We start from the raw sequence: 12832 nt of genomic DNA on the forward strand, positions 1-12832 counted from the left end.
CGGATGACCGACACGCCCCACATCATGGTCGTGGACGCCCGCGTCCACGAGGACATCGCCGAGGAGCTGGCGCGCGGCGCCGTCGCGGAACTGGACCGCGCCGGCGCCACGCACATCCGCTACGGCGTGCCCGGCTGTCTGGAGATCCCGGCGGCGATCCTCTACGCCATCCGCTCGATGGATTTCTTCACGGCGCGCAAGCGCTTCGACGGCTATGTCGCGCTCGGCTGCGTGATCCGCGGCGAGACGACGCGCTACGACACCATCTGCGCGGAAAGCGCGCGCGGCCTCCAGGAACTGGCGCTGCGCTACGCCCTGGCGGTCGGCAACGGCATCCTGACCGTCGAGAATCGCGAGCAGGCCTGGGTCCGCGCCACCGTCGGATCGAAGAACATGGGCGGGGTCGCGGCGCGGGCCTGCCTTGACATGATTGACCTGAAGCGCAAATTCCGCCTCTATCCGCGCTGATCCCGGCATTTCCTCTTTTAGCGACTGCAAAACGACCATGAGCAACGACGACGCGGCCCCCCCCGCGAAACCCAAGCGCGCCAACGGCAAATCCGGGGGCCGCAAGACCGGCGGCGGGTCCGCCAAGGCCCGGCGCAAGGCCGGCCGTCTGGGCGCCGTCCAGGCGCTGTACCAGATCGACCTGACCGGCACCCCCGTCGAAACCGTGGTCGGCGAGTTCGTCGCCCATCGCCTGGGCGAGGAGATCGACGGCGCCAAGTTCGTGGCCGGCGACCCGCAGCTCTTCGCCGACATCGTGCGCGGCGCCATCCACCGCCGGGCCGAGGTCGACAGCGTGCTGACGGCGGCGCTCGACCCGCGTTTCCCGCTCGACCGGCTGGAGCTGCTGCTGCGCGCCATCCTGCGCGCCGGCGCCTACGAGATCGCGGTCCATCTCGACACCCACCCGCGCATCCTGATCAGCGAGTATGTCGACGTCGCCCACGCCTTCTTCGCCGGCCGCGAGCCGGCGATGGTGAACGGCGTGCTCGACCATGTCGCCCGCGCGCTGCGCGCCGAGGATCTGGCCAGGCCCGATCCGTCCCGCACCCCCTCCCAGGGATAACCGCGTGCCGGCCGGGCTGTCCCTTCTTCCGCATGTCTCTCCCTCTCCCCCCGGGGAGAGGGGGCATAACGGAGGGGGAGTGCCATGACCACCCCGGACACCCCGCCGCTCGGCGAGTTCGGCCGCATCACCCGTTTCTTCAAGCCGCTCGCCGCCGGCTTTCCCGGCGCGCGGGGGCTGCGCGACGACGCCGCCGTCTTCGCGGTGCCGCAGGGGCGCGAGCTGGTCGTCACCACCGACGCCCTGGTCGCCGGCGTGCATTTCTTCCCCGACGACCATCCCGGCGACATCGCCGCCAAGCTGCTGCGCACCAACCTGTCCGACCTCGCCGCCATGGGCGCCGAGCCGCTGGCCTATTCGCTGGTCACCGCCCTGCCGCGCGGCATCGACGAGGCGTGGCTGACCGCCTTCGCCGCCAGCCTCGGCGAGGACCAGGAGCGCTTCGGCATCAAGCTGGCCGGCGGCGATTCGGTGTTCACCAGCGGCCCGGTCACCCTGTCGGTCACCGCCTTCGGCCTGGTGCCGGCCGGCCGCGCGCTGCCGCGCTGGGGCGGCCGGCCCGGCGACGGGCTCTACGTCACCGGGAGCATCGGCGACGCGGCGCTCGGCCTCCAGGTCGCCCTCGGCAGGCTCGACATCCCCGACGAGGCCACGCGCGGCCATCTGCTGCGCCGCCTGCGCCGGCCCGACCCGCGCACCACCATCGGCCCGCGCCTGATCGGTCTGGCGAGCGGCGCGCTCGACGTCTCGGATGGGCTGGTCGCCGACCTCGGCCATCTCTGCGAGGAGTCCGGCTGCGCCGCCGTGCTGGAGTCGGCCCTGGTGCCGCTGTCCGACGCCGCGCGCGGCGCCATCGACGGCGACCCCGAGCGGCTGGTGCTGGCGCTCACCGGCGGCGACGATTACGAGCTGCTGTTCTCCGCCCCCGATTCGGCGCGCGCGGCGCTGGCCGCGCTGGCGCGCGACACCGGCGTGCCGATCACCGGCATCGGCCGGTTGACCGAGGGCGCCGCCGGAACCGTCGCCGTGCTGGACGGGCAGGGCGCCCCGCTGCCCATCCGCCGGCCGGGCTGGGATCATTTCTGACCGGGTGCGGCAACCGCCGCCTCTCCTCGCACAAGGACGCCGCCCATGGTCAAGGCCCTGATCGTGCTGGTGCTGGGCATCGTGCTGCTGGGCGGCGCCGGCTTCGGCGGCTGGTTCGTCTACAACAAGTACCTCGTCCCCCAGGAGGGGGCCGAGCCGAAGAAGGTCGAGCCGCCGCCCAAGCCGCCGACCGGCTTCGTGCGCCTGCCGCCGCTGGTCGTCCCGATGCTGGGCGCCTCCCGGGTCGAGCAGTTCGTCACCGTCGTCGTGACGGTGGAGGTGCTGCTGGAGAAGCAGCCGATGGTCCAGGCCAACCAGACCCGCATGACCGACGCCTTCCTGACGGCGCTCTATGGCGGGGTCGCCGACAAGTCGATGATGAATGGCGGCTTGGTCAACCTCCCTGCCATAAAAGAAAAACTCGCCGAGGCCGGCACCAAGGTTCTTGGCCCCGGCGTGGTGCAGAATGTCCTGATCCAGGCGGTGACGCAGCGCAATCTTTGACGCCCTTTTGCGCCGCATCAAAAGGGGGCTGGCCGAAAGTCAGCTATGACCAAGGCGAAATGCTTGGCCATTTCGCCGCGCCCGCGACGACATGGTGGCGGTTGCCAAGCCGCTGATCCTTCGGCATGCTTTTGTGGAGAATACTTGCGCCCGACTTCTCCCCTTACTTTCGGGAGTCGGCTTTCGCGGGCGGACCCATAAAAATCGGGGGATGCGATGGCTTTAGCGTTCATCGTCATCATTGCCAGCGGGCTTCTTGCGCTGGCGTACGGATATCGCGCCGGAAAGGAGGTCATGGCCGCGTCGCCGGGGTCGGAGCGGATGCAGGCCATCGCCGCCGCGGTCCAGGAGGGCGCGCGCGCCTACCTGAACCGCCAGTACACCACCATCGCCGTGGCCGGCGTCGTGCTGCTGCTGATCCTCGGGCTGACGCTGGGGCTGCCGGTGGCGGTCGGTTTCCTGATCGGCGCCCTGCTGTCGGGAGCGGCCGGCTACATCGGCATGAACGTGTCGGTGCGGGCCAACGTCCGCACCGCGCAGGCGGCGACCCAGGGGCTGGCCCCGGCGCTCGACATCGCCTTCAAGGCCGGCGCCATCACCGGCATGCTGGTGGTCGGGCTCGGGCTGCTCGGAGTCGGCGTCTATTACGGGATCCTGACCACCATCTACCGCGTCACCGACCCGGTGCAGGTCCGCACGGTGCTGGAGGCGCTGGTGGCGCTGAGCTTCGGCGCCTCGCTGATCTCGATCTTCGCGCGGCTCGGCGGCGGCATCTTCACCAAGGGGGCCGACGTCGGCGCCGATCTGGTCGGCAAGGTCGAGGCCGGCATCCCGGAGGACGATCCCCGCAACCCGGCGGTCATCGCCGACAATGTCGGCGACAACGTCGGCGACTGCGCCGGAATGGCCGCCGACCTGTTCGAGACCTACGCCGTCACCATCGTCGCCACCATGCTGCTGGCGGCGATTTTCTTTTCCGGCGACGTCGTCCGGCTGCTGCTGGTCTACCCGCTGGTGATCGGCGCGGTGTGCATCGTCGCCTCGGTCGCCGGGACCTTCGCGGTCAAGCTGGGCGCCAGCAACAACATCATGGCGGCTCTCTACAAGGGGCTGGCGGCGACGGCCGGCATCTCGCTGGTGCTGATCCTGATCGTCACCGCCATCATGTTCGGCTTCAACCGCGCGCTGGTGATGACCAACGGCCTGTCGATCACCGGGCTGAACCTGTTCGTCTCCTCGCTGGTCGGGTTGGGCGTCACCGGTCTGCTGGTGTGGATCACGGAATTCTACACCTCGACCGTCTTCCGTCCGGTGCGCAGCATCGCCAAATCGTCGGAGACCGGGCATGGCACCAACGTCATCCAGGGGCTGGCGGTGTCGATGGAGGCGACCGCCCTGCCGGTGCTGGTGATCTGCGCCGGCATCCTGATCGCCTACGGGCAGGCCGGCATCTTCGGCATCGGCATCGCCGCGACGACGATGCTGGCGCTGGCCGGCATGGTGGTGGCGCTCGACGCCTACGGGCCGGTGACCGACAACGCCGGCGGCATCGCCGAGATGTCGGAGATGCCGAAGGACATCCGCGTCACCACCGACGCGCTCGACGCCGTCGGCAACACCACCAAGGCGGTGACCAAGGGCTATGCCATCGGCTCGGCCGGTCTGGCGGCGCTGGTGCTGTTCGCGGCCTACGTCCAGGATCTCGGGCATTACTTTCCGAACGTCGTGGTCGAGTTCCGGCTGAACGACCCCTACGTCGTCGTCGGGCTGCTGATCGGCGGGCTGCTGCCCTATCTGTTCGGCTCGATGGGCATGACCGCTGTGGGCCGCGCCGCCGGCTCGGTGGTGGTCGAGGTGCGGCGTCAGTTCCGCGAGATCCCCGGCATCATGGAGGGCACCGCCAAGCCCGACTACGGCCGCGCGGTCGACATGCTGACCAAGGCGGCGATCCGCGAGATGGTGATCCCGTCGCTGTTGCCGGTGCTGGCCCCGGTGGTGCTCTATCTGGTCATCGCCGCCATCGGCGGACAGGCGGCCGGCTTCGCGGCGCTCGGCGCCATGCTGCTCGGCACCATCGTGACCGGCATCTTCGTCGCCATCTCGATGACGTCGGGCGGCGGCGCCTGGGACAACGCCAAGAAATACATCGAGGAGGGCAACCACGGCGGCAAGGGGTCCGACGCCCACAAGGCGGCGGTGACCGGCGACACGGTCGGCGACCCCTACAAGGACACCGCCGGCCCGGCGGTCAACCCGATGATCAAGATCACCAACATCGTGGCGATCCTGCTGCTGGCGATCCTGGCGCAATTCTCGTAGGAAGCCGGCACGGAAAAGGGCGGGACCGTCAGGTTCCCGCCCTTCGTCATTCGGAGCCGGTGGAGCCGGTGGAGGCGGTCAGGAGCCGGGGCCCTTGCCCTTGGCGTCCTTGGCCGAGAAGCGGCCGACGTTGCCCATCATCTGTTCGAGGAAGCCCATCTCGCGGCCGGCGGTCGGCGTGCTGCGGTCGACCATCTCGATGTCCTGGCCGTTGCTCTGGTCGAGCTTCCTGATCTCGCGCACCGTGCCGGCCTCGTCGAAGCGGACGATGACGACGCGGCGGTCGACGACCTCCGGCTGGAAGAAGGCGGTCTTCTCCGTCTTCTGCCCGATGTAGTACCAGACGTTCGGATCGAAGGTGCCGACCGAGGTCGGCGTGCCGAGGACGGCGGCGACGTCGTCGCGCCGGCTCTGGCCGGGCTGAAGCTCGGCCACCAGCTCGGGATCGGTCAGGTTGCCGCGCGTGGCGACGACCGGCGAGCAGCCCGCCGCGACGAGCCCGGTGGACAGGACGGCGCCCAGCAAGGCGACGGTGCGAAGCGCGGAAGGAATCGATCTCGTCATGGTGCTCGGGCTATGATGGAGCCAGCGAAGGGGCGCAAAAGGCGCGGTCCCCCTTCCACAGTGCGGGACAATCGCATTGGGGCCTTCTTCCTGTCAACGAGACTCCGAATTTCGCGAGAGTGACCTTTCCGTGTCAGACAATCTTCTTGGCCGTCTGTTTTCCGGGGGCCTGTTCGCCCGGCTGTCCGGCGGGCGCCTGGGCTCCGGTCCGGTCGGCGACCTGTACACCGCCGTCGTGACCCGCGCGCGGGAGCCGGTGTTCTACCGCGATCTCGGCGTGCCCGACACGCTCGACGGCCGTTTCGATCTGGTGGCGCTGCATTGCTTCCTGGTGATGCGCCGGCTGAAGGGGCGGGGGGCCGAGGCCGGCGCCCTGTCGCGGCGGCTCTACGAGACGATGATCGACAATTTCGAGAAGTCGCTGCTGGAGATGGGCGTCGGCGACAGCGGCATCGGCCGGCGGGTCAAGACGATGGCCCGCGCGCTGGCCGGCCGCATCCGCGCCTACGACGAGGCGCTGGCCGAGCCCGACGACCGCCGGCTGGAGGTGGCGCTCGACAACAACGTCTACGGCACGGTGGTGGAGGGCGTCGATCCGGCGGCCCTGGCGGCGCTGACCGCCTACGCCCGCGCCAGCGCCACGGTGCTCGACGCCCAGCCGCTGGAGGCTTTGCTGCGGGGAGAGGTCGCGTTCGCGGCTCTTCCGGAGGTTCGGCAGGGATAAAATCTGATTTTGAACACAGATGGACACAGATGAATATTGATGTCCAGTCAGCCGCGGCGCGCCCGGCCATCGGCATGCCGACAATCATAAGTTCATCTGTGTCCATCTGTGTTCATCTGTGTCTGATATTTCTTGGCTTGTCCTGTTCTCCGGATTGACGCGCATCTCGCCGATGCCGCTGGGCGTTGCGAGGGGGCCGAGGAGCCCCTTGCCTTTTGCCCCGCCCGGCTGCATGTGATTCCCTGTGCGACACGCGATGTTTCTTGAGGACGACTCGTTATGACCGACCATCCCGGCTCCCTTCCCGCGCCGGAATTCTCGCGCTTCGTCAGCGCCGACGCGGTGCGCCGCGCCGACCTGACCGAGACCATCGAGGCGACCGAATCGGAGCGCCGCCGGCTCGCCGAGCGGCTCGAGCTGGAGTCGATCGACCGGCTGACCGCCACCATCCGCCTGCGCGCGGTGCGCGGCGGCCAGATGATCCGCGTGTCGGGCCGGCTGGAGGCCGACGTCGTGCAGACCTGCGTCGTCTCGCTCGACCCGGTGCCGGCCCATGTCGACGAACGCTTCGAGGCGCTGTTCGCCCCGGAGTCGCTGATCGAGGATCCGGGCGCCGAGATCGACATCGACCCCTACGAATCCGACGAGGACGCGCCGGAACCGATGGTCAACAACCGCATCGACATCGGCGAGCTGACGGCCCAGCACCTGTCGCTCGGGCTCGATCCCTACCCGCGCGCCGGCGGCGCCGACTTCGCGGGCTATGACGAGGGGATGGACGACGAGGCCGCCGCCGAGCCGGAGGAGCCGCAGAAGCCCAACCCTTTCGCGGTCCTCGGGCAGTTGAAGAACCGCTCGTGACCCTTTTGGCGGGGCGGGGCGCGATCATGGCCGACAGGGCTGTTCGGGCTTGCCCTCCGGGGGCAATTGCCTTATTGAATGCCGCTCGCGTTGGGCGGCCCCTGTTCGGGCCGCCTTTTACAATGAAGAGAGTTCACGGTCATGGCTGTTCCGAAGAAGAAGACCTCCAAGTCGCGGCGCAACATGCGTCGTTCGCACCACGCTCTGCCCACCGCGGCCTACAACGAGTGCCCGAGCTGCGGCGAGCTGAAGCGTCCGCACAACATCTGCGGGTCTTGCGGCCAGTACGACAAGCGCGAAGTGATCCAGAGCGGCACCGCCACCGCTTGATTCGCCTCTCGTTGTTCGGGGACGCGCGCCGTCCTAGCCGGGGAGCCTGTTCGCGGTGAGCCAGCGCCTGACCATCGCCCTCGACGCCATGGGTGGGGACCTCGGTCCCGACATGGTGGTCGCCGGGGCGGACATCGCGCGGGAACGTCATCCCGACGTGCGTTTCCTGCTGTACGGCGACTCCCAGCGCATCGAGCCGCTGTTGAACGAGCGGCCGGCGCTGAAGGCCGTGGCGGAGATCCGTCACACGCCCGACGCGGTGGCCGGCGACGCCAAGCCGGCGGTCGCCTTGCGGGCCGGACGCCGGTCCAGCATGCGGCTGGCCATCGACGCGGTGGCGGCCAGCGAGGCCGCCTGCGTCGTCTCGGCCGGCAACACCGGCGCCCTGATGGCGATGGCGAAGTTCGTGCTGAAGACGCTGCCCGGCATCGACCGGCCGGCGATCGCGTCGTTCTTCCCGACCCAGCGCGGCGAGAGCATCATGCTGGATCTCGGCGCCAACGCCGAATGCCAGCCGGAGAATCTCGTCCAGTTCGCGGTGATGGGGGCGGTCTTCGCCCGCGCCGTCCTCGGGCTGCCGGAACCGACCATCGGCGTGCTGAACATCGGCTCGGAGGACGTGAAGGGCAACGAGGTGGTGCGCGCCGCCGCGGCCAGCCTGCGCGAGATGCCGCTGCCCGGCCGCTTCCACGGTTTCGTCGAGGGCGACGACATCGGGCTCGGCACGGTGGACGTCATCGTCACCGACGGCTTCACCGGCAACGTCGCGCTGAAGACCGCTGAGGGCACCGCCAAGCTGTTCGCCGAGTTCCTGCGCCGCACCTTCGAGTCGTCGCTGCTGGCGCGGATCGGCTACCTGCTGGCGCGCGGCGCCTTCAAGCGCTTCAAGCAGCGCATCGACCCGCGCCGCTACAACGGCGCGATGTTCCTGGGCTTGCGCGGCATTTGCGTGAAGAGCCACGGCGGCACCGACGCCGTCGGCTTCGCCAACGCCATCGCCGTCGCGATCAATCTGGCGGCGCACGGTTTCAACGAGCGCATCAAGGAAGAGATGAGCCGCATCGCCGATGCGAACCCTCTTCCCGACACGAAGGCGGCGGCGGGCTGAATCATGGTCAAGCGTTCCCGAGTTCTGGGCTGCGGCACCTACCTGCCGGCCAACGTCGTCACCAACCGTGACCTGGAACAGCGGGTGGACACCACCGACGAGTGGATCGTCCAGCGCACCGGCATCCTGTCGCGCCACATCGCGGCGGAGGGGGAGAAGACCTCCGACCTCGCCATCGCCGCGGCGACCCGCGCGTTGGAGCATGCCGGCGTCCCGGCCTCCAGCGTCGACTGCATCGTGCTGGCGACCACCACGCCGGACAACACCTTCCCGGCCACGGCCACCAAGGTGCAGGCGGCCCTGGGCACCACCGGCTTCGCCATGGACATCCAGGCGGTCTGCGCCGGCTTCGTCTACGCCCTGTCGGTCGCCGACAACTTCATCCGCGCCGGCCAGGCCCGCCGCGCCCTGGTGATCGGGGCCGAGACCTTCTCCCGCCTGCTCGACTGGAACGACCGCACCACCTGCGTGCTGTTCGGCGACGGCGCCGGCGCCGTGGTGCTGGAGGGCTACGATGCCAAGGGCGACTCGGACGACCGCGGCGTGCTGTCCACCCACCTGCATTCCGACGGCACCCAGTACGACCTGCTCTACGTCGACGGCGGCGCGTCGTCGACCGGCACCATCGGCCATGTCCGCATGCACGGCCAGGAGATCTTCCGCCACGCCGTCAGCAAGCTGTCCTCCGTGGTCGAGGAGGCGCTGGCCGCCAACGGGCTGGAGCCGTCCGACATCGACTGGATGGTGCCGCACCAGGCGAACCGCCGCATCATCGACGGGCTGGCCCGCAAGATGAAGCTGCCTCCGGAGAAGGTCGTGCTGACCGTGGACCGCCACGGCAACACCTCGGCCGCCTCGATCCCGCTGGCGCTGGGCGAGGCGGTGGCCGACGGCCGGGTCAAGCGCGGCGACCTGATCCTGATGGAGGCGATCGGCGGCGGCCTGACCTGGGGCTCCGCCCTGATCCGCTGGTGAGCCGCCTGGGCTTTCCCGCGGCGCGAACATACGCCGGCGCATTGCCGCAGTGCAGCGTCGGCGGCCGCTAAGCCGCCGCCAAGCTTTTGAATTGACGGACCTTCTTCGGCCGGATTACCGTCTTCCCAATGGTTGCGGGGGGGAAGACGAACATGACCCAGAACACCGTCACGCGCGCCCAGCTCAGCGAAGCCGTCTATCAGGAGGTTGGGCTGTCGCGCAACGAGTCGGCCGATCTTGTGGAAACCGTGCTGGATGAGATCTCCGACGCGCTGGCGCGCGGGGAGATGGTGAAGATCTCCTCCTTCGGCAGCTTCCAGGTTCGCCAGAAGGGCGAGCGCATCGGCCGCAACCCCAAGACCGGGGAGGAGGTGCCGATCCTGCCGCGCCGGGTCCTGGTCTTCCGCGCCAGCCATGTGCTGAAGAACCGCATCAACGAGATCCAGGATGCGGCCGACGCCGCCGAGGCCGCCGCCGCCCACGCCCGCGCGGCATCCTGAAGCCGGTTCCCGGTCGCCGTGCCGTCTGCGATGCTGCCGTGTCCGATGCCGACCTGCCGTGACACGGCGGTCATGATGCCTGTGCCATGAAGTCGGCCACGGCGTTCCGCACGATCAGCGAGGTGTCCACCGACCTGAACGTGCCGCAGCATGTCCTGCGCTTCTGGGAATCCAAGTTTCCCCAGATCAGGCCGCTCAAGCGCGGCGGCGGCCGGCGCTATTACCGGCCCGAGGATGTCGAGCTTCTGCGCCGCATCCAGGCCCTGCTCTACGAGGAGCGCTACACCATCAAGGGTGTCCAGCGCCTGCTGAAGGAGGGGCGCACGGCCGACCCGACTCCGCCGCTTCCCGAGGATGCCGAGGACGAGGACACGCCGCCGGCCGGGCCGGCGCTGGAGGAGCAGGCCGATCTGTCCGAACCGGCCGGTCTGCCCGGCGACCTGCGCCACGAACTGACGATGGTGCTGGACGAGTTGAAGTCCCTGCGTGGCGTGTTGTCGCGCCTGTCTGGACAGTTTGGCAGAAAGGGCGGATAATCCGCCTTGCAAATTGCTGCGTGACGTCGCGGAGGGGGGCCGGACCCAAGCCAAACGGGGGGACGGGGGACGCGGAGGTCTCCGGAGACTTCGAGGCGCTGCTCAGCGCAGCTCGATCCCGGCCTGCCGGAAGGTGCGGGTGAGGGCGGCGACCACATCGGGGTCGACCTCGCCCGTTCCGTAATCGAAATTGATCACGGCGTACCACGGAACACCGGCCTTGCTCGCCAGCATCCGTGTCGACCAGCCAAGGCGCAGACGTGCCGCTTGGCACTGCGACCCGGTCATCCTCGTCGACTCCACAGCTTGCGCGGTTCCCATTCTGTGTGGCGACAGGCTGTGCATCATCGCGTTCGGCCCATCGTCAAGCACCGGTCATAAGACAAGAATGCAGAAAGTCGCACCCTTTGTCATGTGACGGATTGTTGCATTCGCGCGTGCCCTGGCTTGAGCCGCCGTCATAGTTGTGAAAGCGCATCGAATTTTTCGGATAAACGGCCGCATTCCTTCGGAAGCGGCCCGTCTCAGCATGACGCGGGCCCCGCCGCGCCATCCGGCTCCAGGGCGGCCAGCAAGGACGAGAGGGCGCGGGCCTGCGGTTCCAGGGGGTGCGGCGTTCCCGGCGTCGCGGCGCCGGCGCCGGCGTCCGCCCCGGCCTTGAAGCGCGCCGCGACGGCCAGGGCGTGGCGGTGCAGGATCCGCTCCAGGGCGATGTATTCCGACGGCCGGCCGGGGCCGAGTCGCTTGGAGAAGCGGTGCAGGAAGCGAAGCTGTTCGAGCGCCGACACCGCCAGCGCGGGAGGAACGTCGGCGCGCCCCGCCGCCTTGAGGGCGATCCGGCCGAGCAGGTCCGCCAGTTCGGTCAGCGCGGCGCCGAAGCCGCGCAGCGCCGATTCGTCGTCGGGCGTCACGAAATGGGTGCGCTCCTCCTCGCCGTCCCGCAGCGCGTCGAGCAGGCGTGCGGCGACGGTCAGCAGATTGTCGGTCTGCGAGACGATGGCGAGGGTGTCGTAGAGCGCCAGCAGGTCGGGCTTGCCGATGAAGGCGCGGATGGACGCCGCCGCCCGGCGCAAGGTCAGCCGGCTCAACCGGCGGCCATGGTCGGACAGCGCCGCCAGGGCGGGGCGGTGGCCCAGGATCTCCAGCACCCAGCGCGCGCCCTCGATCCGCAGCAGATCCAGCGAGAGGGCCCGCAGGTCGGGAAAGTCCGGGGCGTCGAGCAGTTCGCGCAGATGGTCGGTGGAGCGGCGCGCCTGATCGGTCAGGCGGGTGGCGGTGCGGTCGATCCGCTCGTGCAGCGGGGTGCGCCGTGGGCCGTGACGCCGGGCGAGGGCGGCCAGGGTGTCCGCCGCGGTCACCGCGTCGGGCGGCCCGGCCGCCGGGTCGGCGAGCACCGCCAGCAGATGGTCGCAAAGGATCGGAGCGGCGGCGCCGTCCAGCGCGGCGCCGAACTGCGCCCACAGATGGGCGCGCAGGTCGGCGGGCGCGAAGCGGGCCAGCACGTCGAGCGGCAGGGGCGGTTCCGGGCCGGGCGGCAGGCCCAGGGCGGCCGCGCGGTCGCGGATGGCGGCGGCATCGCCCGCCGTGGCGGCGCGGTCGATGGCGCGCGTCAGCGCGGCGAAGGCGGCGGTCCGGGAGGCGTCCCCGGCCGTGGCGGACGCCGCCGCCCCGCTCATGCCGTCCGGGCTTTCGCCAGGGTGACGATGTTGCGGTCGCCCGCGCGGCGGTAGGCGACGCGGTCCATGCTCTGCCGGACCAGGAACACGCCGAGCCCGCCGACTCGGCGCTCGTCGATGTCGCCCTCCAGGTCGGGCGGGGGCGCCTCGTGGAAGGGATCGAAGGCTGCGGCGTCGTCCTCCAGCTCGGCCCGCACCTCGGCCTCGTCGCACTCCACCCGCAGGCGGATGCTGCGCCGCCCGTCGGTGCCGTCGGCGCCGTAGCCATAGGACACCGTGTTGGTGACGAGTTCGTCGAGGCAGAGATTCAGCGCGAAGGCGAGGGCCGGGGACAGGCCGTTGCGTTCGGCGAAATCGTCGACGGCGGCGGCGAGCCGCTCCAACTCGCCCAGATCGTTGCGCAGAACCAGATCGAGCCGGTCGCCCATTCGCTCACATCCTCCGTCGCGTCCAAAGCCCGTGTCCCAAGCCCGTGTCCCAGGCCGGCTCATCCGGAAGGGATGTGACGGATGGGGCTTGCATCGATGGCCATCATCGCCGAAACGGCGCACAGTGACAAATCCTCGACCGGGGCCGG

Annotated in this window: 16 protein-coding genes; 12 read left to right on the plus strand and 4 right to left on the minus strand. The window is 69.7% G+C overall.

The window, feature by feature from the left end:
* Positions 1-3 precede the first annotated feature (3 nt).
* The 5 genes from J2847_RS18205 to J2847_RS18225 all read left to right on the plus strand — a co-directional run bounded on the left by J2847_RS18205 (position 4) and on the right by J2847_RS18225 (position 4981).
* Positions 4-468 (plus strand): 6,7-dimethyl-8-ribityllumazine synthase, encoded by a 465-nt coding sequence (locus J2847_RS18205; RefSeq protein ID WP_085554890.1) that lies wholly within the window; start codon positions 4-6, stop codon positions 466-468.
* Between the two features lie 37 nt (positions 469-505).
* Positions 506-1072, plus strand: a complete 567-nt coding sequence (gene nusB / locus J2847_RS18210; RefSeq protein WP_209780297.1) for a transcription antitermination factor NusB — start codon at positions 506-508, stop codon at positions 1070-1072.
* A gap of 84 nt (positions 1073-1156) precedes the next feature.
* On the plus strand, positions 1157-2158 hold the full coding sequence (thiL, locus tag J2847_RS18215) for a thiamine-phosphate kinase (RefSeq protein WP_209780298.1): 1002 nt from the start codon (positions 1157-1159) through the stop codon (positions 2156-2158).
* Positions 2159-2203: 45 nt separating this feature from the next.
* Complete coding sequence (locus J2847_RS18220; RefSeq protein WP_085554887.1) at positions 2204-2662, plus strand: hypothetical protein; 459 nt, start codon at positions 2204-2206, stop codon at positions 2660-2662.
* Positions 2663-2878: 216 nt separating this feature from the next.
* The gene (locus J2847_RS18225) at positions 2879-4981 is read left to right on the plus strand and encodes a sodium-translocating pyrophosphatase (RefSeq protein WP_209780299.1); all 2103 of its coding nucleotides are present in this window, start codon (positions 2879-2881) and stop codon (positions 4979-4981) included.
* A 78-nt stretch (positions 4982-5059) separates the two neighbouring features.
* On the opposite strand, the gene J2847_RS18230 is transcribed toward J2847_RS18225, so the two are convergent.
* Complete coding sequence (locus J2847_RS18230) at positions 5060-5545, minus strand: outer membrane protein assembly factor BamE (RefSeq protein ID WP_085554885.1); 486 nt, start codon at positions 5543-5545, stop codon at positions 5060-5062.
* Between the two features lie 130 nt (positions 5546-5675).
* Between J2847_RS18230 and J2847_RS18235 the strand changes: the two genes are divergently transcribed.
* The 7 genes from J2847_RS18235 to J2847_RS18265 all read left to right on the plus strand — a co-directional run bounded on the left by J2847_RS18235 (position 5676) and on the right by J2847_RS18265 (position 10579).
* Positions 5676-6269: a ubiquinol-cytochrome C chaperone family protein gene (locus J2847_RS18235; RefSeq protein ID WP_325169439.1), complete on the plus strand. Its 594-nt coding sequence runs from the start codon at positions 5676-5678 to the stop codon at positions 6267-6269.
* A gap of 279 nt (positions 6270-6548) precedes the next feature.
* Complete coding sequence (locus tag J2847_RS18240; RefSeq protein ID WP_209780300.1) at positions 6549-7130, plus strand: YceD family protein; 582 nt, start codon at positions 6549-6551, stop codon at positions 7128-7130.
* Positions 7131-7271: 141 nt separating this feature from the next.
* Entirely contained in the window at positions 7272-7460 is a 189-nt protein-coding gene (rpmF, locus tag J2847_RS18245) for a 50S ribosomal protein L32 (RefSeq protein ID WP_085554883.1), read from the plus strand.
* A gap of 55 nt (positions 7461-7515) precedes the next feature.
* Positions 7516-8568: a phosphate acyltransferase PlsX gene (gene plsX, locus J2847_RS18250; RefSeq protein WP_209780301.1), complete on the plus strand. Its 1053-nt coding sequence runs from the start codon at positions 7516-7518 to the stop codon at positions 8566-8568.
* Positions 8569-8571: 3 nt separating this feature from the next.
* The gene (locus tag J2847_RS18255; RefSeq protein WP_209780302.1) at positions 8572-9543 is read left to right on the plus strand and encodes a beta-ketoacyl-ACP synthase III; all 972 of its coding nucleotides are present in this window, start codon (positions 8572-8574) and stop codon (positions 9541-9543) included.
* A gap of 152 nt (positions 9544-9695) precedes the next feature.
* The gene (locus tag J2847_RS18260; protein ID WP_085554880.1) at positions 9696-10043 is read left to right on the plus strand and encodes an integration host factor subunit alpha; all 348 of its coding nucleotides are present in this window, start codon (positions 9696-9698) and stop codon (positions 10041-10043) included.
* An 86-nt stretch (positions 10044-10129) separates the two neighbouring features.
* Entirely contained in the window at positions 10130-10579 is a 450-nt protein-coding gene (locus J2847_RS18265) for a MerR family transcriptional regulator (protein WP_209780303.1), read from the plus strand.
* Positions 10580-10681: 102 nt separating this feature from the next.
* Here J2847_RS18265 and J2847_RS18270 read toward each other — a convergent pair whose 3' ends face one another.
* From J2847_RS18270 to J2847_RS18280, 3 genes are all read right to left on the minus strand, one after another.
* A complete protein-coding gene (locus tag J2847_RS18270; RefSeq protein ID WP_143268337.1) occupies positions 10682-10867 on the minus strand; it encodes a hypothetical protein in 186 nt (61 codons plus the stop codon).
* A 236-nt stretch (positions 10868-11103) separates the two neighbouring features.
* Positions 11104-12255 carry a hypothetical protein gene (locus tag J2847_RS18275; protein ID WP_209780304.1) on the minus strand — a complete coding sequence of 384 codons (1152 nt, stop codon included), beginning with the start codon at positions 12253-12255 and terminating at the stop codon, positions 11104-11106.
* A complete protein-coding gene (locus J2847_RS18280) occupies positions 12252-12683 on the minus strand; it encodes an ATP-binding protein (RefSeq protein ID WP_209780305.1) in 432 nt (143 codons plus the stop codon). Before J2847_RS18280 ends, J2847_RS18275 begins: the two co-directional genes overlap by 4 nt.
* Positions 12684-12832: the final 149 nt, after the last annotated feature.

Source organism: Azospirillum agricola, from assembly GCF_017876095.1.
Classification (GTDB): domain Bacteria; phylum Pseudomonadota; class Alphaproteobacteria; order Azospirillales; family Azospirillaceae; genus Azospirillum; species Azospirillum agricola.

What these genes read in the sequence shown, in the direction of transcription:
- J2847_RS18205 (WP_085554890.1), top strand. Translation starts at nt 4, where the DNA reads ATGACCGACACGCCCCACATCATGGTCGTGGACGCCCGCGTCCACGAG.
- nusB (WP_209780297.1), top strand. Translation starts at nt 506, where the DNA reads ATGAGCAACGACGACGCGGCCCCCCCCGCGAAACCCAAGCGCGCCAAC.
- thiL (WP_209780298.1), top strand. Translation starts at nt 1,157, where the DNA reads ATGACCACCCCGGACACCCCGCCGCTCGGCGAGTTCGGCCGCATCACC.
- J2847_RS18220 (WP_085554887.1), top strand. Translation starts at nt 2,204, where the DNA reads ATGGTCAAGGCCCTGATCGTGCTGGTGCTGGGCATCGTGCTGCTGGGC.
- J2847_RS18225 (WP_209780299.1), top strand. Translation starts at nt 2,879, where the DNA reads ATGGCTTTAGCGTTCATCGTCATCATTGCCAGCGGGCTTCTTGCGCTG.
- J2847_RS18230 (WP_085554885.1), bottom strand. Translation starts at nt 5,545, where the DNA reads ATGACGAGATCGATTCCTTCCGCGCTTCGCACCGTCGCCTTGCTGGGC.
- J2847_RS18240 (WP_209780300.1), top strand. Translation starts at nt 6,549, where the DNA reads ATGACCGACCATCCCGGCTCCCTTCCCGCGCCGGAATTCTCGCGCTTC.
- rpmF (WP_085554883.1), top strand. Translation starts at nt 7,272, where the DNA reads ATGGCTGTTCCGAAGAAGAAGACCTCCAAGTCGCGGCGCAACATGCGT.
- J2847_RS18255 (WP_209780302.1), top strand. Translation starts at nt 8,572, where the DNA reads ATGGTCAAGCGTTCCCGAGTTCTGGGCTGCGGCACCTACCTGCCGGCC.
- J2847_RS18260 (WP_085554880.1), top strand. Translation starts at nt 9,696, where the DNA reads ATGACCCAGAACACCGTCACGCGCGCCCAGCTCAGCGAAGCCGTCTAT.
- J2847_RS18265 (WP_209780303.1), top strand. Translation starts at nt 10,130, where the DNA reads ATGAAGTCGGCCACGGCGTTCCGCACGATCAGCGAGGTGTCCACCGAC.
- J2847_RS18270 (WP_143268337.1), bottom strand. Translation starts at nt 10,867, where the DNA reads ATGACCGGGTCGCAGTGCCAAGCGGCACGTCTGCGCCTTGGCTGGTCG.
- J2847_RS18275 (WP_209780304.1), bottom strand. Translation starts at nt 12,255, where the DNA reads ATGAGCGGGGCGGCGGCGTCCGCCACGGCCGGGGACGCCTCCCGGACC.
- J2847_RS18280 (WP_209780305.1), bottom strand. Translation starts at nt 12,683, where the DNA reads ATGGGCGACCGGCTCGATCTGGTTCTGCGCAACGATCTGGGCGAGTTG.